The following is a 24,842-nucleotide window of genomic DNA, read 5'->3' as shown; positions in this document are numbered from 1 at the left end:
TGGCTATGGAAAGACAACGTTATAATGTAGATGGATTAGTTAATGAGACTATCAAGACACAGATAAAAAATGCACTAGACAATATTAAAGGAGTAAATAAAGTATCCGTTGATATTGGTAGAGGAAGCATCGAAGTAATGTATAATTCCCCAGCCACTACTGAACAAATTATGGGGTGCATAGAAAGCACTGGACATCACATAGAATAATTCAATATAAAATTCTCTAAAGGGTTGTGTTAAAAAAATTATCACAACCCTTTAAATTTTTATATTTTTAAATTTAAATTTAATTTTACAAAATTTTATGAAAAATATTTTATTGCTTTATACAATTAAATTTGTTATAACATTATTATGTATATTTAGAGAAATAAAATTTAATAGGAGCTATTATGAGGGAATATGGTTAAAGGCCATAACAGCCCCCGCTACTGTAAATACGGACGATTGATAAAAATGCCACTCTTAATTGGGGAAGGCTATCATGAGGAAGAAGTATAAGTCAGGATATCTTGTAATAGTTCGTCTTGGATCTATCTTCGGAGGGAAGAAATGATTTTGAGCATTTAAAATTGAACTTATTGCTAAAATGTAGTAAGGCATCTTCAAAAAATAAATAAGACCTATGCTAGTCTATTTTCCGTCGCATAATTGGCTTTTTTATTTATTTTCAGATACCTAAGTTTAAGTTCTTATGCTTTAAATCAAAGTAGTTACCAACAGGTAGCTACTTTTTTATTGTATAGGAAACTATAAAATTTTGTACTCATACAAGGGTGATATAATCAGAGTTTCAGAGTTTCAAACTTGAAGTTTAGTATCTCGAAGGGAGCGTGCCCACAGACACTTTTGTCCTTGTTTGAGACAAATAGAATTTATGACTTATAGATAGTTCTAAATATAATCTGACAAATAAGATTTTGTGCAAAAAGTTTTTAATCAAAATAGAGGAGGAAAGTCTTTGAAAATAAATAACTTTCATATGTTAACAGTGATAATTATTAATTTAGTGTTGATGATAATTACATTTTCTACAGACAATCCATTGATAATAATCTCACTTTTAGTATGTTCAATGATAGCTTTAATTATATATAAAGATGCAAAGAGGTTAAGTCTTGGAATTAAGATATTTTTTCCTCTAGCCATAATAACTACAATTATCAATATTATATTTGTAAATGCGGGTTCAAGGGTTATAACAACTGTTTTGGGAAAACAGATTACAGTGGAGACTTTAATATATGCGGTGTTTATGAGTGTTAAGATTCTGGTCATTGTATATTTGTTTTATGTGCTTGGAAACATGCTGGATAGTGACAAAGCCTTATCCTACTTTAGCAAGAAAAGTCCAAAGGTAACCTTGATAATCTTGCTATCCTTAAAGCTTGTTCCTAACATGACAAAAAGGATAAATACCTTAAAAGAGGTTTACTTGACAAGAGGTGTAAATCTAGAAGCTACCTCAAAAAAAGATAGGATAAAGGCAAATATACCGGTATTATCTGTACTTTTAGAGGATTCCTTAGAAGGTGCCTTTGATATTGGAGAAAGTGCTTATGTAAGAGGTTTTCTTAGTGGTAAGAGAAGTGAATATGAAAAAAGTAAGCTGAAATTTAAAGATTTTTTAGTAAGTGCATATTTTTTAGTTTTATTGTTGTTGCATATATTATTTACCTTAAGCAATAAGATTGCCTTTGATGTTTACGATGGCAGTGAATTGTTAATATTTATAAATATATATTCAATACTTCAAAGTATTTTAATTATTAGTACCGTAGTATTTTTTATTCAAGATTATGTTCAAAGGAGAAGGATAGCGGAAAATGAATTATATAGAAATAAATAAACTTAGTTATAGCTATGGAAACGAAACAAAGAAGTCTCTTGAGAACATAGATTTATCAATTAATAAGGGCGAAATTTTATTAGTATTAGGGATATCAGGTTCAGGAAAGTCTACTTTGGTGAAATGTCTGTCTGGTTCTATACCTAACTTTTATGGCGGGGTAATTGAAGGAAACGTAAGCTACAATGGAAAGCCTCTAAAAAATATGGAGCATAGAGAAAGAGCAAAGGAAATATCCATGGTTTTTCAAGATCCAGAGAGACAACTTGTAATGGATGTGGTGCATAGAGAAGTGGCATTTTCTCTTGAAAACATAGGAGTAGAAGAAGGAAGTATCAAGAGAAGAGTTTTTGAAGCACTGCAGTTTCTAAATTTACTACCTTTAGCTTACAAAAAAGTACAAGAACTATCTGGTGGGGAAAAGCAAAAGGTGGCTTTGGCTTCAGCTTTGTGCATGAATACAAATACCATAATTCTTGATGAGCCAACCTCACAATTAGATCCTCAAAGTGCAGAGGAGCTTGTATATTTAGTGAAAAAGATAAATCTAGAAATGGGTAAAACCATTATAGTAGTAGAGCAGAGAGTAGACAAGTGGTTTGATATAGCAGATGAAATAGCAATTTTAGACCAAGGAAAGCTTGAGTTTAAGGGAACAAAAAGGGATTTATATAAACAAGATATTTATGAATTTTTGCCTCAGTACTTAAGAATAGCAAAAGAGCTTAAGTTATCAGATATAAATGATTTTAGACAAGCAAGAAAGGCTCTAGGGGATTACCTGCCAAAGGAATTAGAGATAAATAACAAAGCAGAAGAAAAAGAAGGTATGCTCTCAAAAATTAAATCCTTCATGGAGAGAAAAGAAAGACAAGAAAGCTATTTAGAGATAGAAAATATATCTGTAATGTACGAAAATCATGTAGCCTTAGGAAATGTAAGCTTAAGATTTGATAAAGGTAAGCTTTATACAATTCTTGGAGAGAATGGTGCAGGGAAGAGTACCTTGCTTAAAAGCATAATGAAGCTAGTAGCTTATAAGGGAAATATAAAAATATCAGGTAAAAGTACTGAAGCTTTAAATGTAAGTGAAATTGCAAAAACAGTGGGATATGTTTCTCAAAATCCTAATGATTATATTTCAAAGGATACTGTTTATGAAGAGGTGAAATTTACTCTTGATAACTTTAATATAACTGAATATAACCGAATAGATTCAGTATTAGAAAGCTTGAACCTGCTTCACTTAAAGGATAAAAACCCTAGAGATTTAAGTGGAGGAGAAAAGCAAAGACTTGCCATAGCCACAGTGCTTGTGATGCAACCAGAGATTTTACTCCTTGATGAACCTACCAGAGGTTTAGATTATCATAACAAAGAAGAGCTTGGAGAGATATTAAGAAGCTTTGTTGATTTAGGGAAGATGGTAATTATGATTACTCATGATGTGGATTTTGCCGCTGAATATAGTGATGATTTGATTTTATTATTAAATGGTGAGGTAATTCAAAAAGGGCCTAAGGCTAGTGTGCTGAAGGAAGGAATTTACTATACTTCTACAGTTCATAAGCTGGTAGATTATAAAGAAATTTATACAATTGATGAGCTGAAAGGATGGTTAAAAAGATGAAAAAGATTATAACAATTTTAACCATATTACCTCTTATGCTCCTTATAGTCTTTTCAAAAAGCTTAAATACAAAGCCATACTATGGAGCACTTCTTACAGTGTCTGTTTTATATATAATTTTTATGAGTTATTTTTACTTTGAGAAGAGCAGCAAAGGGGTAAAGGATATAGCAATTATTGCTACCTTAAGTTCTTTTGCAGCTATAAGCAGAGTGCCCTTTGTTGTGATACCAAATGTTCAGCCAGTAACCTTTATTGTAGCTTTATCAGGTTTGGTATTTGGAAGTTACAATGGTTTTATAATAGGGGCTACGGCTGCCTTTGTATCTAATATATTTTTAGGGCAGGGGCCTTGGACTCCTTGGCAGATGTTAGCTTGGGGAGTGGTTGGAGCTTTAAGTGGAATTCTAGGTTATAAGGGCAGAAAGCCATCTATTCAGGTGTTTGCAATTATTTGCTTTGCCTATGGCTTTGTTTTTGGATTCATCATGAATTTATGGTGTGTTCTTGGCTTTGTTAAGGTTATAAACATTAAGTCTGTCTTATTAACCTACATTAATGCGGTGCCTTTTGACTTGGCACATGCCATAGGAAACTTTTTATTTGTATTATTCTTCTATGAAGGATTCTACAAGATTTTGCTAAGGTTTTACCATAGAGTAAATTATATAGAAAAATAATATCAGGAGGAAGATGAATGAAAAAGAAAAGAAGTTTAAGTATTATAATGTCTTTAGTTATGCTTTTCACTTTGATTATAGCACCAGTTAGTGCTAAGGCAGAGACGGCAAAAGTATATGTTAGGGTGGAAGGATTAACACAGACTATAGCTGAAGGTTATGAGGATTCAACAAATGCCTTAGATGCCTTTGAAAAGTTATTAAAAGAAAAGAATATTCCTTATGTTGTTCAAGATGGACAATATGGAAAGTACTTAAGTGAAGTAAATGGAATTAAAGCAGGTGCAATGGGAGGCTATGATGGATGGCTTTATGCTGTTAAGGATAGTAAGTCTATTGCTTCTGGTGATGTAGGCATAGGTTCAAAAACTCTTAAGAGTGGAGAAGGACTTGTAGTTTATTATGGAGATTTTGATAAAACAGCCATAGTAAACAATGTTACTTTTTCACCTGCAGTTCCAAAGGCTGGAGAGGAAACTACTATAACTCTACAAAACAAATCCTTAGATTGGAACACAAACAAAGAAGTAGTAAAGGCGATAAAGGCAGCTACTGTAGAAATAGATGGCAAAACATATAAAACAGATGATAATGGTTCTATAAAATTAACCTTAGATAAAGGAACTCATGACTATAAATTCAGTGGTTATGTAGATTCTAAACATGTACCAACAGTATTAATGGACAAGGGAACCTTTGTTTTAGATGGAGTAAATGCTCCAAGCATAATGTACAGTGATGTAAATTACAATAAAGTAATAGACAATACAAAGGTACAAAAAAATATAAAAGAAACACTAGCACAAACTTTAACTTATGTAAGCAAAGGAAAAGCTTCTAATTGGGCAGCCTTTTCATTATATAAGAGCAATGCAAAGATTAATGAAGGTTTTATAGATAAGCTTAATGAAAGCTTAAAAGCTGGCATGGATGATATGACTCCAACTGAACTTGAAAGTGCTATAGTAGGAGTTTCAGCCTTAGGTTATTCTCCATATGATTTTAATGGACAGAATCTTGTAAAAGCTTTATTTAACAAGGACATAAATGAATACTTAAATAATGATGTTATCTTTGGATTATTAACTTATTCTTCAGTTAATTTACCAGAAGAATACAAGGTAAAGAAATCAGATTTAGTAAATAAGCTATTAGCAGCTTATAAGAAAGGTTGGTCTTGGAGTGGTACAGGTGTTGACCCTGATATAACTGCAGCAGCAATCAATGCTTTAGCACCATATTACAATGGAGAAAAGCTTCAAGGTGTAGATAATGTAAAGGTTAAATCAATAGTAAATGAAGCTGTAAGCATTTTATCAAAAGCTCAATTAGAAGATGGAAACATAAGTGGAACCTATGGAGCTTCAAGTGAAACTAATGCTTTTGTAATAATGGCATTGACTTCTATTGGAGTTGACCCATCAGAAGGTGCTTTTGCAAAAAGCAAGGGCGATTTAGTTTCAGCTTTCTTATCATATAAGGGAGATAACGGAGCCTTCAATCATGATGCTTCGCTAAAGAATAATGCTTATGCCACAGAACAAGCTTTAAGAGCATTAATAGTTTTAGATAACTTTAAGTCAGGTGCTACTTACAACTACTATACTTCAGATATAAATGCTAAAGAGTTAAAAGCTTATGTTGTGAAAAACACTGATAGTAAAGGAACAGCAACTACAAATACAACAGTTACAAACAAAAATACTACAAGTAAAATAGCAGAGTTACCTGAGACTGGATCTCCAGTTGATACTACATTACTTCTAGTATTAGCAATTGGTTCAATTGTAGCAGGTGTAAAAATAAAAAGAGGAGCGTAGGGAATGAAGAAAAAGAAGAGCATAGTACTACTTCTAATAGGTATAATTTCACTAAGCTTAGTAATATACTTTGGTTCAAACGCAATTAAGAATAGTTTAAATGAGCCAACTACTTCTACAACTGCTGCGGATAATAAATCTAAGCAGGAAGTAACAGCTCAAGGAAAGCAAGACGATTCAAAGGGTAAGCCAGAAGCTACTGATTCAAAGAATAGTGACAGCAGCAAACAAGAAGCTTCTAAGGAAAATCAGGATAAAAAAGAGGATAAACAAACTACTACAGATACTTCTAAAAAAGCAACAAATAACAATAATGTTGCTAAAAGCTCAGGGGTGAAAACAGAAGACAAGACTCAAACCAACACTGCTTCAAAATCTTCTGATACAGCCGCTAAGAAGCCTGCTGAAGTTGTGTATTTTACCATAATAGATGATGTGCATGATGGGAAGATACTTTTAAATACTTCAGTAAATTTTGATGGTTCTTTAACTTTAGAGGATTATATGAATAAACTAATTGGAGATCAGAAACATAGAATAGTTAATGGATATGTATCAAGTATGTTTGATTTAAAGGAAAGGGGTGACGGACCTTTAAGTGGATGGGTATACTACTTAAATGGGGTGAAACCTGGATATGGTATTAGCGATTGCACTCCAAAGGCTGGAGATAAGATTGTATGGAAGTATGTTAAAGATGGTGTAAATAATTAATGCAAAACTCACTTTAGAAAGAAATTTCTAAGGTGAGTTTTTTATTTTTAGAATTAGGAAATCTATTAGGCCAATATATGAAGCAAGATAAACATACATTCAATCTTTTTTATATCAAAAATTTAATCCAAGAGGACTTTTGAACTTGTATACTAATTCATAAATACTATAAACATAAAAAATAAATGTTTATTTATTTATAGACAAATTTAAAATATAGTTATATAATTGTGACAAAGAAATAAATGAATATAGGAGTGGATTTAAATGCAAGACATAAATAGATTTCTTGATGAAGAAGGAAAAATAAAAATATGGCCAATGAAAAAGGATATGAAGCTTGAAATACTAAAGTATTTAGCAACAAAATTTGAAACCAATCATTACTACAAAGAAAAGGAAATCAATGCTATAATTGAACAGTGGCACAGTTTCGGAGATTATTTTTTATTAAGAAGAGGATTAGTAGACTATAAATTATTATGTAGAACAAGAGATGGTTCGAAGTATTGGAAGGAAGAAGAAAAGCAAAATGGATAAGAATATAGATGAAGCGAAAAACAATGAAGAATTTTGGAATGCATCTGTAGATGAGATAAAAAAAGGTTATATTGAAAATGAAGATAAAATTAAATGCTTAATATGTGGAGAAACCTTTACTGTAGGAAGGATTTATAATATAAATTCAGAATTATATGATGCAAAGAAAGCAGCGGAACTTCATATTGAAGATAAACATGTCTCTATGCTAGATTATATTTTAAATATGAATTCAAGTTTTTCAGGTATATCAGATGTGCAAAGACAACTAATTTCTTTATTTGCAGAGGGAATATCAGATAAAGACATTGCTAGTAAGTTAGGTGTGGCGCAATCTACAGTAAGAAATCACCGATATAAGTTAAGGGAAAAGGAAAAGCAGGCAAAGTTATTTTTAGCCATGATGGACTTATTATCTAAAAGCACAAACAAAAAGATAAGCAATCTAGACAAGGGAACTTTGTGTGATGCTCATAAAACGGCTACCACCATAGATGATAGATTTAACATTACAGATGAGGAAAGAATACAAGTAATTAAGAATTATATGAAGGAAGATGGCTCTCTAAAAAGTTATCCTTCAAAGGAAAAGAAGAAGATAATAGTTTTAACTGAAATAATGAAGAATTTCAATAAGAGCACAACTTATTCAGAGAAAGAGATAAACAGGATATTAAATAGAATTTATGAGGATCATGCAACTCTTAGAAGAGCATTAATTGAATACGGATTTTTTGAAAGAGCAAATGATTGCACAAGCTATTGGGTAAAACAATAAAACTATATAAAGGATTAAGGAACTCTTATCATGCCAAATGTGGATTCAATAAAAAGAGATATTCAAAATGGACAATTGTAAATTAGTGTGAAATGAAATTATTGATATGGAGTGGGAAAGTAATGAAAAACAGAAATGCATTTATGATAAGTTTAATTATAATGATAATTACAATAATATGTATGGTGATTAATAGGTTTATATCACCATTGCCTGATGTTGTAATAAGAGTTGTAGGTGTAATAATGCTTATTAATTTAGTTGTTTTAAGTTATAGTACAGTAAAATTAAAAAGTAACAATAAGTAATGTAGAGTTGCGATTAGGTTAATTTGCAATATTCGGAGATTGTGAAATAATGGAGCTCTTTTTCAGGAGTTCCATTATTATATACCATATTATCAATACTATTCATTAACATAGACAAACTTAAAAATAGGCAACTTTTTTTATATAAAAATATTTAAATATATAAATATTTATAGTAAACATGCGGTTTTAGGCACCTAGAAATAAAAAATAAGTCCAAATATCAGTAACATAAAAACTATTTGCTTTTATGTGCCTTATCTAGAGGAATGTGTGTATTAAATATAAAAAGTTTTGTAATAAAAACGGGAATTAAACACAACCTACTAAGTGAGAGAATAATTTCTTAGGAGGTTCCGATGAATATTAGATTAGCTGAAGATCATAAGATAGATACAATTATGGAATTATATAAAGCTGTAGTTAAAGAAATGAATGCAAATGGGTTATTTAATTGGGATGAAAAATATCCAAGTAGAGAAATTGTAGAGAAGGATATTAAAAATAAATGCTTATATGTATTTGAAGAAGAAGGTACAATTGTAGGCTTGTCTGCAATTGATGAAAAAGCAGATGAAGTTTACAAGTGTGTTCATTGGCATGAGAAAACCTCATTCTTTTCATTTCATAGAATTGCTGTTCATCCCAATTTTCATGGAAGAGGCTATGCGAAAAAGATTATTGCCTTTGCAGAGGAGCTAGGAAAAAAGAGGGGATATAAATCTATGAGAATAGATGCATATTGCAAAAATGAAAAAGCCATTGGCTTATATGAGAAGTTGGGATATGAAAGGGTAGGAGAAGTATTCTTAAGGGATTTGCAAGAACCTTGCTATTGCTACGAAAAAGAATTATAGTATTAGTATACATTAGATAAGGCATCTTCAAAAATAAGTAAGATTATATGCTATTACATTTATATTTATTGTTTATTTTAGGATGCTTGAATTAAGGAGAGAATATTTTAGAATGGGTGCAAAGGTTAAAACAAATGCTATAAGATTATTAGATACTCATAAACTGCAATATGAGATTTTTACATATGAGAATAAGGATGGACAGATAGATGGTGTGGCTGTAGCAGCAAAACTTAATCAAAATCCTAAACAGGTGTTTAAAACTTTGGTTACAGAAGGAAAGAGCAAGGAGCATTATGTATTTGTAATTCCTGTGGCTGAAGAGTTAGATTTAAAAAAAGCTGAAAAAATCACTGGTGAAAAAAAGATAGAGCTAATTCCTACAAAGGACTTGCTTAAGACTACTGGATATATCAGAGGTGGATGTTCTCCTTTAGGGATGAAGAAGCAATTTAAGACATTTATCCATGAAAGTGCTTTAGAATTCGAACAATTTATTTTCAGTGGTGGTAAAATAGGTGTTCAAATAATGATGAATCCAAAGGATTTAGAAGCTATGATTCCAGTTGGGTTTGAAGATTTAATCAGAGATTAACAGATACGTATAGATTTATAGATATTAATGGAATTTTATCAAGTTTTACACATAAATCTTGATAAACTTATTTTTTGTGGTATAATAGATTTATAATTAAATAGTAATTAAGATTCGGTTGGACAAATTTATAATTTGTTTTCAAGCAATTAGTTTCTGGGGTGGGAAGCTCATTTTTGAGCGTTCCCACTTCTTTTTTTATATTTAGGAATTTTGGAAAAAAGTAGGGGGGAGTATGCTAGTTTAGTTGTACTTATTATTTATTTTCAAATACCTAAAATTTGTGAAATGGAAGTCAAAAAGTTTGTTGGGTGTTTTTATAGAAAGCATAATTGAAGGGAGATAGGACTATGAAAAACAAAAATAGTATTAAAAACAGAATCAAAAAGCCATTTAGACGATTTTTTAAGAGTGAATCATCCAGTGGAATACTACTGGTGCTTTGTGCAATATTAGCTATAGTAATTGCAAACTCTGGAATTGCTGAAAGCTATAATCACCTGCTTAATAGTGAAGTAACTATAGGATATAAGGACTTTTCCATATCAATGTCAGTACTTCATTGGATCAATGATGGATTGATGGCAATATTTTTCTTTGTAGTAGGTATGGAAATCAAGAGAGAGGTTGCTATAGGCGAATTGAAATCCTTCAAAAAGACTATTCTGCCAATTTCAGCAGCTATAGGAGGAATGATTGCACCAGCAATAATCTATTCACTATTTAATTATAATCATTCAACTATTACAGGATGGGGAATACCAATGGCCACAGATATAGCTTTTGCCTTGGGGGTGCTTACCTTAGTAGGGAAGAAAGCACCTAAGGGAATTGTAGTATTTCTTACAGCCTTAGCTATAGTTGACGATCTTGGTGCCATTATTGTAGTTGCAGTATTTTATAACAGCAATATTTCATGGATTGCTTTGCTTTTAGGGGGAATAATTTTTGGTTTACTTATTTTAGCCAATAGACTAAAGGTTAAAAGTACGGCAGTATATATATCATTGGGAGTTATATTATGGTTTTGTCTTTTAAAGTCAGGAGTACATGCAACCATAGCAGGAGTACTTTTAGGAATGGCTTTACCTGTAGGCAAGAATATTGAAGAATATGAAACTACTATTGCTTATAATCTTGAAAATAAGCTCACACCAATATCTTCATATTTTATTATGCCTATATTTGCTCTTGCAAATTCAGCTATAACCATTGAACTTCATGGTTTTTCAAGTAGATTATTCTCACCTGTAAGTTTAGGAATTATATGTGGACTTTTCCTAGGGAAACAAATAGGAATATTTTTAACTTCCTATATAATGGTGAAACTTAAAATTGCAAGACTGCCAGCAAAGGTAACAAAAAGGCATTTGTATGGTGCCAGTGTTCTTGGAGGTATAGGTTTCACAATGTCAATATTTGTGACATCTCTATCCTTTACAGACAATATGACTTTATCTACAGCTAAAATAAGCATTATAACAGCTTCAATTTTATCAGCAATTTTTGGTGCAATAGTGTTTAAGATAATTGATATAAAAAGTAAGAAGCCAGTAATAACAAAGAAACAATTACAAAGAGTAGAATAAAATAAATAAAGAATAGCTGTTAATCAATTGAGATTAGCAGTTATTTTTTTTATATCATTATTTAAACTTAAAGTAATAAAGCAAGCAATATTTTTTAGGATAATAAAAATAAAATTATTGCAAGTTTCGAGCAAATTCTAATTTAATAAAAGGTCGTTTATTTGTTACAGTAATTTACAATATAATGAGAATAAAAAAATATTTGTAAATGTTTAAATGACTATAAAATATTAGTCTAAAATGAAAAAAATATATATAAATACATAAATTGACACAAGCAAGTGGAAGGTATAGCATAAACATATAGCTGCAATAAAAAAATTTAATCGATTAAATAATTTATATATAAAGGTATTTTTATTATGAAAAAATCAAAAAAAGTATTTACAACATTAAGCATTGTTACAACACTTTTAGTTGCAGGATCAATTAGTGCATTTGCAATGGAATCAGGAATTGGAGGTCATGGGGCAAAATTTGGTGGAGCTGCAGATGGTTATTATCTAGTAGGATCATGTACTGTACCGCTTCAATTCGGACCTAGTACGTATTTTGAAAACACAGATAACGGGGTATCAACTACTTCATTTACTAAATCAGATGGAACATTAATTTGGGGATATGTTTCAAGTCATGTTAGAGGAACCACTTACGGCACCAATCACTATCATGGACAAGCTCTTAATCAACATTATGAATATACATCTGCAGATGCTACTTTTTAGTTAATGACAATATACTGAAGCATAATAAATAATATAATACTCTTACTGGTTGTTCTAAAATAACCAGTAAGAGTATTAATTCAAGGAGACAAATAGATGTTAAAGAGTTGGAAGAAAAGACCTATGTCTTTAATAGTTATAGTTATAGGATACGTAATATCAATATTGGTGGTTTCTATGTTAATAAGTAGCATTGAAACTCAAGCTTTTCAATATAGTCAATCTAAATTTGGAAAGGAAAAAAATAGAACAGCTATATTATTGTATAGTAAGGCAAGTCTCAATTATAAAAGCAATACTATAGATTTATTAAAGTTTTTAGGAAAAACAGCAGAGGTAGATGTATTTAACCTAAGCAGTGAAAGTATAAAAAGTGGAAGTAATACATTTGATGGTGATATTTTACCATTTTATTATGAGAATAAACCGGATTGGAGACCTAAATTATATGAAGGAAGATACATAACTACTGAGGAATGTATTAAGGATACAAGGCAAGTAGTTATTGGAGTGAATTTAGCAGAAAAGCTAAATGCTAAAGTTGGAAATAAGATTAGTTTTTATGGAGAGGAATATAGTATTTGTGGAATAGTAGGAGCCAAGAATATTGAAACCAATTTTGATAACGTTGTATACGTTCCAGTGGGAGCATTACCAAAAGAATATTTACAAATGTTAGATAGTAAGATTGTAAATAGAAGTGGTGATTCAAGCCAATTAAATATTAATATTCTTTATAGATTAAGCGAAGAAAAGATTAACAAAAAGTTTCAGGAATTAAATCAGCAGTTTAAATGTGAATTTCTTTATGATAAAAGAAGTAATATACAGAACTCAATCACCATAAAAGATATTTTTACAGAAGTTATTTGGGTTAGTTTGCCATTGCTTATAGTAGCTTTAATAAATATTATTAGCATATCAACTTTTTGGATTTTAGATAGAAAAAAGGAACTTTCTATAAAGAAGGTTTTAGGAGCTAATGATAAGTATATAAAGAACAGTATAGAAAAGGATATGTTGTTTGTAGCTGTGACTTCATCAATAATAGCTATGATACTTCAAGTAGTCTTATCTTATTATGTAGAACCAATAATTAAGAATTATGGGGTTAGCTTCAATTTTACTTTTACTAATTTTATTATATCTATGGCTTTAGCATTGACCTTAGGATATTTAGCTTCAATGATACCGGTGGAAAAGACCTTGGAGATGAATCCAGCAGATGCATTAAAGGCTAGGTGAGGAGAAAGTATGAGAAATTTAGGTATAATATTTAACTCTTTTAAAAAGCAAGGCATTAGAAATTTTTTACTAATAGTAGAGTTAACTCTAGGTATGTTTTTGATGTTTATGGTACTTGGAAGAATTGAATATAATATGAAGGTTATTGAAAAATCACTAGGAGTTCTAGATGGTAATATATATTATGTATCTGCAGAGTACAAATATAAAGAGCAACAAGGTGGAAAGATATCAGAAGGAGGATTTGCTCCAAAGTATGAAAATGAGCCAACATCAACGGTATATACTTTAATGAAGTTTTATGAAATAATGCAACAAGACCCTAAAATAAGAGATAAAATAGAAGAAATAGGTAGAACCTGTGAAGCTACAATTTTTGATACTAAACAAGAGATAGATGGACAGATAAAATGTAATTCTCAGCAAATGTACTATAAAGCTCATGATAAGGGGGGGATGAATTTTTATCATTATAAAGTTATAAAGGGAGATGATTTTAATACTTATTATAGTAAAAATCCTAAGGAATCAAATATAAATCATGTTTTAATAGGACCACCTTTTGAAAAAGCTAATCCTATAGGTTCAATTGTAACAATTCCTTCTTTTTTGGATACAAAAACAAAAGAACCAATAAAGTTTAAGGTTATAGGTGTATTAGATCCGAATTCTCCTATTGTAGATGGTGTTGGAAGTAGGGAACTTGGATTAGCTATGAATGGATATTCTGTCATAACAGATAGATTTCCTTTTGACGGTATGACACAAAAAGAAGTTTTTAATGGAGTGTTTGTGAAGTTAAAAAATAAGAATGATGTAAAAGTGATTGAAGAAGAGTTAAAGGGGAAAATTGAAGGATATAGTGTTAGATTAATTAACATGGGAAAAATGTATACAGATATTAAAGAAGATACAAAATTTCAAATTAAAAATATTATTTTAGCAGTGGTAATGCTATTGATATCATCCTTTGGGATTATAAGTATTTCATGTTCAACCTTGATAAAGCGAGAAAAGGAAATTGGGATAAGAGTTGCAATAGGGGCCAAGAAAAGGAGTATAATGCTTCTTTTAGTAGGTGAAATTATTGTGGTATATATTATTTCATTTTGTATTTCTATTGCTTTTGTACTACTTAAATCTAAGCTTATTAGTGAACGATTGCAAGAAGGGATAGTAGTTGATTCAAAAGTTATAATAGGAAGTTTAGTAATAACTTTGATATATATGATCATATCACTTGTACCATTGATTATAAGGATCTTAAAGTTGAATCCTGTAGACTTGCTAAGAAAATCTTAAAATAAGAGGTGAAGTTTATGAGTCAAATAACAATAAAAGACATGGTGAAAAGATATGTTACCTGTGGCACTGTCACTATGGCGTTGGATGGGGTATCTGTAGATATTAATGAAGGAGAAATGGTTGCTATCATGGGACCCTCAGGTTCAGGGAAGACAACAATGTTAAATATGTTAGGTGTATTAGATACTCCTACAAATGGTGAATATTTTCTAAATCAAACACCAGTTGAGAAGTTAAGTTCATCAAATTTGGCTGAAATAAGAAACAAGACCATAGGATTTATTTTTCAGCAGTTTGCACTTATTGATGAATATACCATTCAAGAGAATGTAGAATTACCACTAGTATACAGAAATTTGTATTGCTCAAGAAAGGACAGGCTTTCAAGAGGTGAGATAAAAAAAAGAGTTTACAATATTATAAATGATGTAGGTTTAAAGGAACATATAAATAAGTATCCAGCTCAATTATCAGGAGGGCAGCAGCAGAGAGTAGCCATAGCCAGAGCTTTAGTTGGAGAACCAGATATAGTAATAGCAGATGAGCCCACAGGAGCTTTGGATCAAAAAACAGGCAAAGAAGTTATGGAGCTACTTATGGATATAAATAAAAAGGGAAAAACCATAATAATTGTAACCCATGATGAAAAGATAGCAGCGTATTGCAAGAGAAGAATAGACATACTGGATGGAAAAATAATAAGCGATAAGGCTAGCGCTTAATGATATAAATAGGATTGGCAGAGTATATTTTTATGAATATACTCTTGTTTTTAATAGAGGAGGCGTAATATGCTGAGAAAAGTTTTAGCTCATTGGTTGAAAAGACCGTGGACTTTTATGTTTATGGTTAGTGGGTATGTTATTTCAATTTTGATTATATCTATGAGTATTGGAAAAATAGATAGTATTATAATAAATATGGAATGTAACCAATTTGGAAGGATAGGAGAGAGGTCAGCTGTAGAAATATATTCGCAGAGTAATAACGCTTTCAAGTATAACCCTAAGGAGATAATACAGTATTTAGGAACATCTGGAGAGATAGATTTATTAAATACGGGAAAAGTAGATGTAAGTAAGGGAAGTTCTACAAAAAGAGTAGAAATAATACCAGCTTATTTTGATAAAAAAGCCAATTGGCAACCACCTCTATATAAAGGGGAATATATTACACCAGAGGAGTGTAAAAATGGAGAAAAAAAAGTGCTAATAGGAACTGAGGTAGCGGAAGGGGTAGGGATAAATGTAAATGATGTTGTATCTATAATGAATGAGAAATATAAAGTGAAAGGCATAATAGGTCAAGAATATGATTGGAATAATTATAATGAAATAGTATATGTGCCTATAAAAGCTTTATCTGATGAATATATAGATAGTAAAATAATTAGCAAGAAAGATAACATTATGGATGCCACTTTATTATATAGAGTAAATGATGAAAAGATAACAGAAATAAGCAAGAGTTTAGAGAGTAAATTTGATAAAAATAAGTTTAACATAGATAGAAAGAAAATATATGATACATCAATTGAATATTCACACTATTTGAATGAAACATTAAAATCAAAAATTCCTTTAATTTTAGTGTCTTTGATTAACATTTCTACAATGTCTGTATTTTGGGTCATGAGTAGAAGAAAAGAACTTACGGTTAAGAAAGTAATGGGGGCTCATGATAAATATATAAAAAATAGTATAAGAAAAGATATGCTTATATTGGCCTTATTTTCTGTATTAATATCTATAGTTTTACAAGAGATATTGTTTATTCTTGTAGAATCAAAGATAAATAAATTTGATTGTACCTTTAAATTGAATTGGGTAAATGCATCAGTATCAATTATTATTGCAATAATAGTGGGCTATATATCTTCTATATTCCCTATGAATAAGACAATGGAAATCATACCCGCAGATGGAATCAAGGTAGAATAGGGGGAGAGGGATGGAAAGTTTAAAGATAATATTAGTTTCATTAAAAAGAAATAAAGGAAAAAGTGCTTTTATTGTGTTTCAATTAGCACTATGTTCTCTTTTAATGTTATTTTTTTTAGGGCAAACAGAGAAAAGCTTTGTAATATATAACAAAACTTCAACTGCTATTGTAGATAATTTATTTCAAGGTCTGTGTGATAATTTGTTCGATAATTCAAAATATAGTGAATTTGCAGGGAATATAGAAGGAAAGCAAAGTTCAAGTGGAGGTTTTAACAATAGAAATTTGAAGGATGTTTATAATATTTTGAGTAAGGACAATAGGGTAAAATCTATAGGTAGAACCTCTGTTGGAATGCCATCAACGAAAGATACAGATACAAATACAATCAAGATAAAAGGAAGAAATCTAGAATTAGTATGTTTAGATGAAGGAGCTATAAACTTATTCAATTATAAGGTAGTAAAAGGGCAGAATTTTAGGGAATACTTTAAAAATAATAAGGAAGATGGAACTATACCTATATTGGTAGGTTCACAAATTGAAGAAAAAAATTCATTGGGATCTATTGTAGAGATACCAGAGTGTGTTGACAAAAATAATAATCCATATAAATGTAAGATTATTGGAGTTTTGGATCCAAAGCAACCATTAAAAGAAGATGATGCTCAAGAAAATGGTTTAAATTTCAAGGGTTCAGTAGTAGTATCTTCAAAGTTAATACATGATTTTTTGGTGGATAGTAGTGGAAGTAGGAGTGATTTTCAAAATATATATTTTACTCTTAAAAATGATAAAGATATAGAGGATATTAAAGAAGAATTAAATTTAAAGATTCCTGATTCTTTTGTATATATAAAGAATTTAGGTGAAGAGATTAAATATTATACTGAAATGGAGAAAAAACATTTGTCAAGTATAAGTGATATTGTTGCGATGGTTATTCTTGCAACTTTTGGAATTATGGGGATTTCGTTATCAACACTACGTAAGAGGAAAAAAGAAATAGGCATTAGATATTCCTTAGGATGCTCAAAAAAGAATATAGTATTAATGTTGTTAGGGGAAAATTTAATTTTGTATATACTATCTATAGGAGTAGTATCTATAGCAATGTACTTAATATCTAAAGTTTTCTCTGGAATAATAATTGATGGATGGGTAATAGGAATTACCTTAGGGATAATGGCTGCATTTATGATTATATCTATTTTACCTTTAGTGGTTAAGCTTATGAAGTTAAAACCTATTGAGCTATTAAGACCTAAAGAGTAAAAATAATATTTTATAAGACTTTAAACTTTTATTAATAATTTATAAGAAGGAGTTTTTAACAATGAAGTTGAAAAAAATACTTATTTTCTTAACTTTATGTATGACAATTGTGTTATGTTCATGTAACTCTAACAAACCAGCTACCATCTTCAAAGCTCCAGATAAAATAATAGTTTACAAGGACGGCAAAGACTATACTATAGATAAAAATGATAAAGATTTTAATAAGATTGTAGAGCTTACCAACAAAAGAATAGATACAAAGAAGTTCTCTCCAGTTAAAGATATCATATCTGATCAAACTATTAACTATCTAAAAAAAGATTCATTATCTTTAGAATTTATATATAATGAAGAACATGTTTATTATAATAAATTATTTTTTCTTATAAAAAGTAAAGATTCAGGTGATGATGATACTTCTGCAACACACTTTTATCAATATGGAAATTCAAAAGATTCTTATGATATTAAAAATAACTCATCAGTAGGCCCTATAGGTTCTCCTGAAGAGATAGTAAAATTAATTGATAGCAAGAATTTAAAATAATAGCATACGCTATTGAGTTGTTTAGGAATTGGAAAATTAAGATATAGAAAGAGTCACTTATTTGCATGAGTTGCAAATAAGTAACTTTATTGTTTTATTCGTCTTTATAATATTCTACATCAGTACCTTCTTTATAAAACTTATTTGGAATACCATTAGCAAATATGCCAATTTTATTAGAGTGAGGATAATATGAAATATCAGGATAGTTATCTGTATCGCAATCTAAGTAAACAAGAGGCTAGGTTTCGGAAGAATAAATAATTCTATTAATAATCCTTCCGATTAAGGAAAGGCAACTATACTAAGCAGGCTATATGGGTAAAACAAAAAAGCATCTCTCTGATTAGAAAGATGCTTTTTTAATAGGGTATAGATTAATTATTATATAATCTATAATTTAAACCATTATTATTATCCCAAGCATTAGCTTCTTTATAGTTTACAGCAAATATAGCATTTCCGCCAACAAAACCGTGAAGAACCCAAAGTTCTTTTCCATCACTTCTGGTTTCAACATAGGTAGCTTTTTCAGAATCTTTCCAAACCCCGTCAGCATCAATGTAGTGTAAAACTATAGTTTTATCATAGCTTTTATTCTCTACTAATACATAGGCAGTATATTCTTCTACGGCGTATGGTGCATGCCAATAATTATTATCATCATGAATATTAGCGATAGAACGAGAAGTAATTGAATCTAATTTTACTACTTGATCTGTAACTGTAGCAGCGGCTACAGTAGGCTGAGCTTTAGCAGTAGCAACTGTTGAAGCGCTTGCTTGAATTGGAGCTAAAAGACAAGTAGTAGCTACTAGCCCAGACATTAACTTAATTAAACATTTAGATTTCATTTTTAAAACCACCATCCCATAAATTTTTTTTGAAATATATTTCAATATTATGATAACATTTCCTATGGTTGTATACAAATGTTAAAAACAACAGTAATTTACTTAATTTTGAAATGATATTTCTTTAAATTAGAATAAATTACAAAAAGCTACATAATGATTAAAAATGCTTGTGATTAATCGTTTATATATAATTTGACTATTGTGATATGGAGGGAAAAATGCAGTTAATTATGAATGAGAGGATATTGTGTAGATAAATAGAAGCACAACCTAAAAATTTGACTAAAAGTATAGAGTTTATTGCTGATGAGCTATTTAGAGAGTGAAAAATTAAGATATAGAAAGAGCCACTTATTTGCATGAGTTGCAAATAAGTGGCTTTATTTTATTCGCCTTCATAATATTCTATATTGGTACCTTCTCTATAGAACTTGTTTGGTATACCATTAGCAAGTATGCCAACCTTATTAGAGTGAGGATAATATGCTATATCAGGATAGTTAGCTGTGTCATAGTCTAAATAAACAAGTAGCTCAGTTTCAGAAGAATTGATAATCCTATGTGCTGCTTTTTCAGATGGCGGACAGACTACGACATCTCCAGCAGAAATAGGTTTATTTCCATCAGGTGTTTCTAAAATTCCATTGCCACTAATTATATAAAACACTTCTTCATTATTTAGATGATAGTGATAAGGATAGTTTGCTTTTAAAGGTGGAATTTCGTAAAAGCATATATGACAGTGCTTATCTTCTCCGTCCTTAGTTACCTCGTATTTTGTATATTCATAAGATTCATGCTCTGCTTTATGTTGTGGATTTATTGAATTTTTATTGAGTATTTTGATTTCGGAATTGCTCATATAAGATAGCTCCTTTTTGTTATTAATACTAATTAAACTTGTAAACATATAGAGTAGGTTAATTAGATATTTCTAAGCTTGAATGTAAGTTTTGAGGGTTTATACTAAAATTATACAATACAAGTCAAGTGTGGTAAAATAAAGTAGAAAATGGGGAATGCTAAGTTGGGGGTAATGATGAAATTCAAACATAAAAAATACAAAGTAATTGACTATATAATCATATCGGTCAGGGTGGTTCCAGTCACTACAATAATTATGATTTTGCTTAAGGTACTTGTGGCTACAGTTCCAAGCTTTTTGGTGTTAGGAAGTTCAAAGTTTGTAGATACAGCAATAGATATTTTTAAAAATGGACAAGTATCTCGAATATATGAACCATTATTTATGCTTATGCTATTAGTAGGCTTTTCATGGATTTCTGCTATATTATATTCGTTGGTAAAGATAAGATTTAATTTAAAAATGAATGAAGCTATAAATACAGCAGTAGTGAAAAAACGTAGTATTATAGCCTATGAACATATTGAGAATAACGATACCTGGGATCTTATAGCTAGGGTAGGGGAAGAACCTTCTGAGCAGATGATAAAAGGTTTTGATAATTTAATAAGTATTTTTGAGTACATAGTTAAGATAGCTTCGCTGATGCTTATAATTGTTTCGCAAGTATGGTGGGTAGGAATTGCAATTTTGATTATAGCAATACCATTATTTATGGTATCTTTTAAAAGTGGAAAGTTGGATTATGATGCTTTTTCAGAGTCTGAAAAATATTTAAGAAGAGCAGATTACTTAAGAGATGTTATTTCCTCAAGAGAAGGTGTAGAAGAGAGAGCTCTATTTGGATATGCTGATGCTATTGATAGACGCTGGTTTGAGCAGTTTGAAATAGCTCGTAAAATTGAATATAAGGCAGAAAAACAAAATTTTATAAAGATGAAAATAGCAAGCAGTATAACAGCTTTGCTATCAATGATTATTGCACTTTCTCTTTTAGCGCCTGTAAGTAAGGGACAGATTACAGTAGGTATGTATATGAGTTTGGTTACTGCAGGTTTTAACTTGGTTCAACAAATGTCTTGGGATTTATCTTATGTAATGCAGCAGTATTCAAAGAATCGAGAATTCCTAAAAGATTTAACTGAGTTTTCAGCACTTAAGGAAGTTAATGGAGTAGATTTACTTCCTGATATATCTGTACTTGAAGTTCCTTTTGAAACTTTAGAGTTTAGGAATGTGCACTTTTGCTATCCTGGAACTGATAAGAAGATATTAAATGGACTGTCTATGAAACTAGAAAAAGATAAGCAATATGCATTTGTAGGAGAGAATGGAGCAGGTAAAACCACAATTACAAAGTTGCTAACAGGGTTATATGATAATTATGAAGGTGAAATACTTATAAATGGTGTAGATATAAAAACTATTCCACAGGAAAAACTTAAAGCTTATTTTTCTGTAGTGTATCAAGATTTTGCAAAGTATTATATTTCTCTAAAAGATAATGTGCTTTTAGGTGGTTGTGGACAAACTTCTGATAAGCTTTTGGGAGACGAAACAGTAAAAAAAGTATTGGGTAGTATGGAAATGAGTGAAGATATTGAAATATTGCCTAAGGGAATAGATACACCTTTAGGTAAAATATTAGAAGATGGCGTAGATTTATCTGGTGGACAATGGCAAAGGGTTGCTATTGCAAGAACTTTAGTAAGCAAATCTCCTATAAACATTCTTGATGAGCCAACAGCAGCCTTAGACCCAATCAGTGAAAGTAAGGTATATTCATTGTTTAAAAAGGTTATTCAAAAGAAGACTACTATTCTTATTACTCATAGGTTAGGAGCAGCAAGGATTGCAGATGAAATACTTCTAGTACATGATGGTGTTATTGAAGAACGTGGAACTCATGAGGAACTGCTTAATAAAGAGGGCAGATATGCTGAGATGTTTGAAGCTCAAAGGAGTTGGTATAATGAGTAATCATAGTAATAAAAAGAATTTATCTCTATTAAGAGTATTTGCAATTATTTTTCCAAAGGTAGCTTCAATTTCTCCTAAGATATTTACCTTTAATTATATAATGTTTGCCCTATATGGAGTACTTGATGTGGTCTCTATATTCTGTATGCAATTATTATTTGATAAAGTAGCAGATTTAACACAAAAGAGAGGTACATTGCAATCAGCAATACTAGCATTACTTGTATTATTTTTAGTGAAATTATTTGTAGAAATAGCTAGTGGTATTGCCAATTTTATAGGTGAAACTTACGATATGAGGACCTTGGGCAAGTTGACTCATATGATTAATATAAAAATGTCTAAGCTAGATCCAATTTGTTTTGAAAATCCAGAACTTCTTGATGATATAAATAAAGCTTATTTTGGAATTAGATATGCCAGTGCTTTGGTGAATATAATGATGGACATATTAACTTTTTACTCACCATACTTTTTAGTCATGGGAATATATTTATTTAAACTTAAGCCTATTTTGATGATTTCTTTGCTTTTAGTATTTGTACCAGTATTACTTAATCAGATAATACGTTCAAAGGTATTTTCTAAGTTAGAAGATGCTTCAGCGCCTTTAAGAAGACAAAATAAATATTATGAAAGCTGTGTAACAAGCAGAGAATATGCAAAGGAAACTCGTGTTTTAGGTGCAACACCTTATTTTATGAGATTGTTTAAGGAAACTTTGGCTCAAATCAATAAATTAAAGTGGAAGGCAGATGTAAAAACTAATTTAATTGAACTTTGTATGAAGTTGATATCTCTTGCAGGATATGCAGGAATCCTTTGGTTACTTTTTATAGCTTTAATAAATAAGGGAATCAGCGTTGGAGCTTTTGCAGCAGTATTTGCTTCTGTAGATAGTATGTTTAATATAATGGAGGAAATTATCAGTGGAAGACTACCTTATTGTTCTGAAAATCTTGGCAAAGTACAGAACTTCTTAAAGTTTTTAGACCTACCAGAAAGAAAAACAGAAAACCAACTTAGTGGTGAATTCTCTCATGGAGATATTACTTTGGAAAATGTAAGCTTTGCATATCCGCTTTCTAATAAAAATGCAGTAGAAAACATCAATTTGAAAATCTCAAAGGGTGAAACCATAGCTTTAGTAGGGGAGAATGGTTCTGGAAAATCTACATTGATAAGATTAATTACAGGTTTATATCTTCATACTATGGGTGAAGTTAAGCATAATAATATATCCACAAAAGAAATAGATCCAAAGATATTATTTAATGGAATTTCAGGAGTGCTTCAAAAGTTTCAAAGATATCAATTAAGCTTAAGAGATAATGTAGTTATTAGTGAAATTGATAATAAATCAAAATCAGATGAAGATATAAATATAGCCATAGATGAAGCTAGAATTGATATAGATAAATCAGTTTTTCCTAAGGGAGTAGAAACTATGCTATCTAGGGAATTTGATGGAGTAGATTTATCTGGAGGTCAGTGGCAGAAAGTTGCCATTGCTAGAGGGTTTTACAGAGAGCATGAACTGATAGTATTAGATGAGCCTACAGCTGCTATTGATCCTATAGAGGAAACAAAAATATATAACCAGTTTGCAGAACTTTCAAAGTATAATACTGCTGTGATTGTAACTCATAGATTAGGTTCTGTAAAATTTGCTGATAGAATTGTTGTTATGAAGGAAGGCAAAGTTGTAGGAATAGGTAGCCATGAAAATCTCCTTTCAAGTTGTCCTTATTATGAAGAAATGTGGAATTCTCAAGCTCAATATTACACTGAGACTGTTTAGACATTATAGTTTTGAATGAATTCTATATGTTTTGATGGCGGTGCGATATATTATTAGCTATTATCCATCGAATAAGGCTATAAATGGCAACAAATCCAGGGAAAGGGTAAGATGTATTATTATCTATTATCCGTGTAGAACTATTCCAGAAGAATGTTGATGGACAAGTTACAAAAATTCGACATTTTTCTATCAACATTTAAGTGGAATACTTCTATAATAAGCATCTAATTGATATATGTATTGTTGCTTTCAATTAAAAAGTGATATTATTATGTGGAATATATTTGTTTTTATAATAGAAGGAGGAAATTTATGAAGTTAATATTTAGACAAACCCAGTTATATAAGTTTGTTAATTTTTGTAATGGAAGTAATTTGGACAAGATTGTATTGGATTGTGGAGCAGGTGGAAATTGTCCTCCTCTTGCATTGTTTTCAGATTTTGGTTACAAGACTTATGGTATAGAAATGAGTGAATCACAAATTGAAAAAGCTGAAGAATTCTCAAAAGAGCATGGTATAGAGCTTAATATCAGAAAAGGGGATATCCGTAACCTGCCTTTTCAAGATGAATCAATTAGTTTTGTGTATTCCTATAATACTATTTTTCATATGACTAAGGAAGATATCACTAAGGCAGTAAATGAAATTAAAAGAGTTTTAAAACCAGGCGGAATATGTTTTGTTAATTTTCTTACCTTAGAGGATGGAGATTATGGTGTTGGTGAGAAAGTAGGAGAAGGTGAGTATCTACAAGATGAAGGTGGAGAAAAAGTAATTCATACTTATTATAGTGCTGAAGAGGCTGAGAGTCATTTTGAAGATATGTACATTTTATATAAAGAAAACAGAGTTTTAGAAAGAATTTATGAGGGTGAAAGAATCCAGCAGGGGTATATAGATTTTATTGTTCAGAAGAGTAAGTAAGGAGAC

The 24,842-nt window shown here is 30.4% G+C and carries 24 protein-coding genes, 1 riboswitch and 1 other annotated feature; of the genes, 22 read left to right on the top strand and 2 right to left on the bottom strand.

The window, feature by feature from the left end; genetic code table 11:
• The first annotated feature begins 5 nt into the window (after positions 1–5).
• From OCU47_RS11575 to OCU47_RS11485, 19 genes are all read left to right on the top strand, one after another.
• Positions 6–209: a heavy-metal-associated domain-containing protein gene (locus tag OCU47_RS11575; RefSeq protein ID WP_261828755.1), complete on the top strand. Its 204-nt coding sequence runs from the start codon at positions 6–8 to the stop codon at positions 207–209.
• A gap of 150 nt (positions 210–359) precedes the next feature.
• A riboswitch (cobalamin riboswitch) is annotated at positions 360–533 on the top strand.
• A gap of 430 nt (positions 534–963) precedes the next feature.
• Positions 964–1,851, top strand: a complete 888-nt coding sequence (locus OCU47_RS11570; protein ID WP_261828754.1) for an energy-coupling factor transporter transmembrane component T — start codon at positions 964–966, stop codon at positions 1,849–1,851.
• Complete coding sequence (locus tag OCU47_RS11565) at positions 1,829–3,481, top strand: ABC transporter ATP-binding protein (RefSeq protein WP_261828753.1); 1,653 nt, start codon at positions 1,829–1,831, stop codon at positions 3,479–3,481. The genes OCU47_RS11570 and OCU47_RS11565 overlap by 23 nt, the downstream gene beginning before the upstream one ends.
• Complete coding sequence (locus tag OCU47_RS11560; protein WP_261828752.1) at positions 3,478–4,161, top strand: ECF transporter S component; 684 nt, start codon at positions 3,478–3,480, stop codon at positions 4,159–4,161. The genes OCU47_RS11565 and OCU47_RS11560 overlap by 4 nt, the downstream gene beginning before the upstream one ends.
• A gap of 17 nt (positions 4,162–4,178) precedes the next feature.
• Positions 4,179–5,981 (top strand): hypothetical protein, encoded by a 1,803-nt coding sequence (locus OCU47_RS11555; RefSeq protein WP_261828751.1) that lies wholly within the window; start codon positions 4,179–4,181, stop codon positions 5,979–5,981.
• Between the two features lie 3 nt (positions 5,982–5,984).
• A complete protein-coding gene (locus OCU47_RS11550; protein ID WP_261828750.1) occupies positions 5,985–6,695 on the top strand; it encodes a DUF4430 domain-containing protein in 711 nt (236 codons plus the stop codon).
• 267 nt (positions 6,696–6,962) lie between these two features.
• A complete protein-coding gene (locus OCU47_RS11545; RefSeq protein WP_261828749.1) occupies positions 6,963–7,235 on the top strand; it encodes a DUF2087 domain-containing protein in 273 nt (90 codons plus the stop codon).
• Positions 7,228–8,013 (top strand): DUF2087 domain-containing protein, encoded by a 786-nt coding sequence (locus OCU47_RS11540; RefSeq protein ID WP_261828748.1) that lies wholly within the window; start codon positions 7,228–7,230, stop codon positions 8,011–8,013. The genes OCU47_RS11545 and OCU47_RS11540 overlap by 8 nt, the downstream gene beginning before the upstream one ends.
• 122 nt (positions 8,014–8,135) lie before the next feature.
• Positions 8,136–8,321, top strand: coding sequence for a hypothetical protein (locus OCU47_RS11535; RefSeq protein ID WP_261828747.1), 186 nt, complete (start codon positions 8,136–8,138; stop codon positions 8,319–8,321).
• Positions 8,322–8,680: 359 nt separating this feature from the next.
• The gene (locus OCU47_RS11530) at positions 8,681–9,178 is read left to right on the top strand and encodes a GNAT family N-acetyltransferase (protein WP_261828746.1); all 498 of its coding nucleotides are present in this window, start codon (positions 8,681–8,683) and stop codon (positions 9,176–9,178) included.
• Positions 9,179–9,290: 112 nt separating this feature from the next.
• Positions 9,291–9,773, top strand: coding sequence for a Cys-tRNA(Pro) deacylase (ybaK, locus tag OCU47_RS11525; protein WP_261828745.1), 483 nt, complete (start codon positions 9,291–9,293; stop codon positions 9,771–9,773).
• A 116-nt stretch (positions 9,774–9,889) separates the two neighbouring features.
• Positions 9,890–9,944 (top strand) — a sequence feature (sodium ion sensor (DUF1646 type); this cis-regulatory element may regulate processes involved in with the transportation of sodium ions).
• A 179-nt stretch (positions 9,945–10,123) separates the two neighbouring features.
• Positions 10,124–11,362 (top strand): Na+/H+ antiporter NhaA, encoded by a 1,239-nt coding sequence (gene nhaA, locus OCU47_RS11520; protein WP_261828744.1) that lies wholly within the window; start codon positions 10,124–10,126, stop codon positions 11,360–11,362.
• A gap of 362 nt (positions 11,363–11,724) precedes the next feature.
• Positions 11,725–12,087 carry a hypothetical protein gene (locus tag OCU47_RS11515; RefSeq protein WP_261828743.1) on the top strand — a complete coding sequence of 121 codons (363 nt, stop codon included), beginning with the start codon at positions 11,725–11,727 and terminating at the stop codon, positions 12,085–12,087.
• Between the two features lie 96 nt (positions 12,088–12,183).
• Complete coding sequence (locus tag OCU47_RS11510; protein WP_261828742.1) at positions 12,184–13,332, top strand: ABC transporter permease; 1,149 nt, start codon at positions 12,184–12,186, stop codon at positions 13,330–13,332.
• A 9-nt stretch (positions 13,333–13,341) separates the two neighbouring features.
• Entirely contained in the window at positions 13,342–14,634 is a 1,293-nt protein-coding gene (locus OCU47_RS11505) for an ABC transporter permease (RefSeq protein ID WP_261828741.1), read from the top strand.
• A gap of 17 nt (positions 14,635–14,651) precedes the next feature.
• Entirely contained in the window at positions 14,652–15,359 is a 708-nt protein-coding gene (locus OCU47_RS11500) for an ABC transporter ATP-binding protein (RefSeq protein WP_261828740.1), read from the top strand.
• Positions 15,360–15,428: 69 nt separating this feature from the next.
• Positions 15,429–16,577 (top strand): FtsX-like permease family protein, encoded by a 1,149-nt coding sequence (locus tag OCU47_RS11495; protein ID WP_261828739.1) that lies wholly within the window; start codon positions 15,429–15,431, stop codon positions 16,575–16,577.
• Positions 16,578–16,587: 10 nt separating this feature from the next.
• Positions 16,588–17,853 carry an ABC transporter permease gene (locus OCU47_RS11490; protein ID WP_261828738.1) on the top strand — a complete coding sequence of 422 codons (1,266 nt, stop codon included), beginning with the start codon at positions 16,588–16,590 and terminating at the stop codon, positions 17,851–17,853.
• A 61-nt stretch (positions 17,854–17,914) separates the two neighbouring features.
• Positions 17,915–18,403, top strand: a complete 489-nt coding sequence (locus OCU47_RS11485; RefSeq protein ID WP_261828737.1) for a hypothetical protein — start codon at positions 17,915–17,917, stop codon at positions 18,401–18,403.
• A gap of 377 nt (positions 18,404–18,780) precedes the next feature.
• Here the strand turns inward: OCU47_RS11485 and OCU47_RS11480 are convergent, their stop codons facing one another.
• Both OCU47_RS11480 and OCU47_RS11475 read right to left on the bottom strand, forming a co-directional pair.
• Positions 18,781–19,257, bottom strand: coding sequence for a CBM21 domain-containing protein (locus OCU47_RS11480; RefSeq protein WP_261828736.1), 477 nt, complete (start codon positions 19,255–19,257; stop codon positions 18,781–18,783).
• 388 nt (positions 19,258–19,645) lie between these two features.
• Positions 19,646–20,122, bottom strand: a complete 477-nt coding sequence (locus tag OCU47_RS11475) for a cupin domain-containing protein (protein WP_261828735.1) — start codon at positions 20,120–20,122, stop codon at positions 19,646–19,648.
• A gap of 177 nt (positions 20,123–20,299) precedes the next feature.
• On the opposite strand from OCU47_RS11475, the gene OCU47_RS11470 reads away from it, so the two are divergent.
• The 3 genes from OCU47_RS11470 to OCU47_RS11460 all read left to right on the top strand — a co-directional run bounded on the left by OCU47_RS11470 (position 20,300) and on the right by OCU47_RS11460 (position 24,836).
• Complete coding sequence (locus OCU47_RS11470) at positions 20,300–22,105, top strand: ABC transporter ATP-binding protein (protein ID WP_261828734.1); 1,806 nt, start codon at positions 20,300–20,302, stop codon at positions 22,103–22,105.
• The gene (locus OCU47_RS11465) at positions 22,098–23,906 is read left to right on the top strand and encodes an ABC transporter ATP-binding protein (protein WP_261828733.1); all 1,809 of its coding nucleotides are present in this window, start codon (positions 22,098–22,100) and stop codon (positions 23,904–23,906) included. Before OCU47_RS11470 ends, OCU47_RS11465 begins: the two co-directional genes overlap by 8 nt.
• 315 nt (positions 23,907–24,221) lie before the next feature.
• Positions 24,222–24,836 (top strand): class I SAM-dependent methyltransferase, encoded by a 615-nt coding sequence (locus tag OCU47_RS11460; protein WP_261828732.1) that lies wholly within the window; start codon positions 24,222–24,224, stop codon positions 24,834–24,836.
• The last annotated feature ends 6 nt before the right edge of the window (positions 24,837–24,842 follow it).

It is taken from the genome of Clostridium sp. TW13, assembly GCF_024345225.1.
Taxonomy (GTDB): domain Bacteria; phylum Bacillota; class Clostridia; order Clostridiales; family Clostridiaceae; genus Inconstantimicrobium; species Inconstantimicrobium mannanitabidum.
Note: the sequence above shows the minus strand (reverse complement) of the source record. Positions and strands in the feature narration are given on the sequence as shown.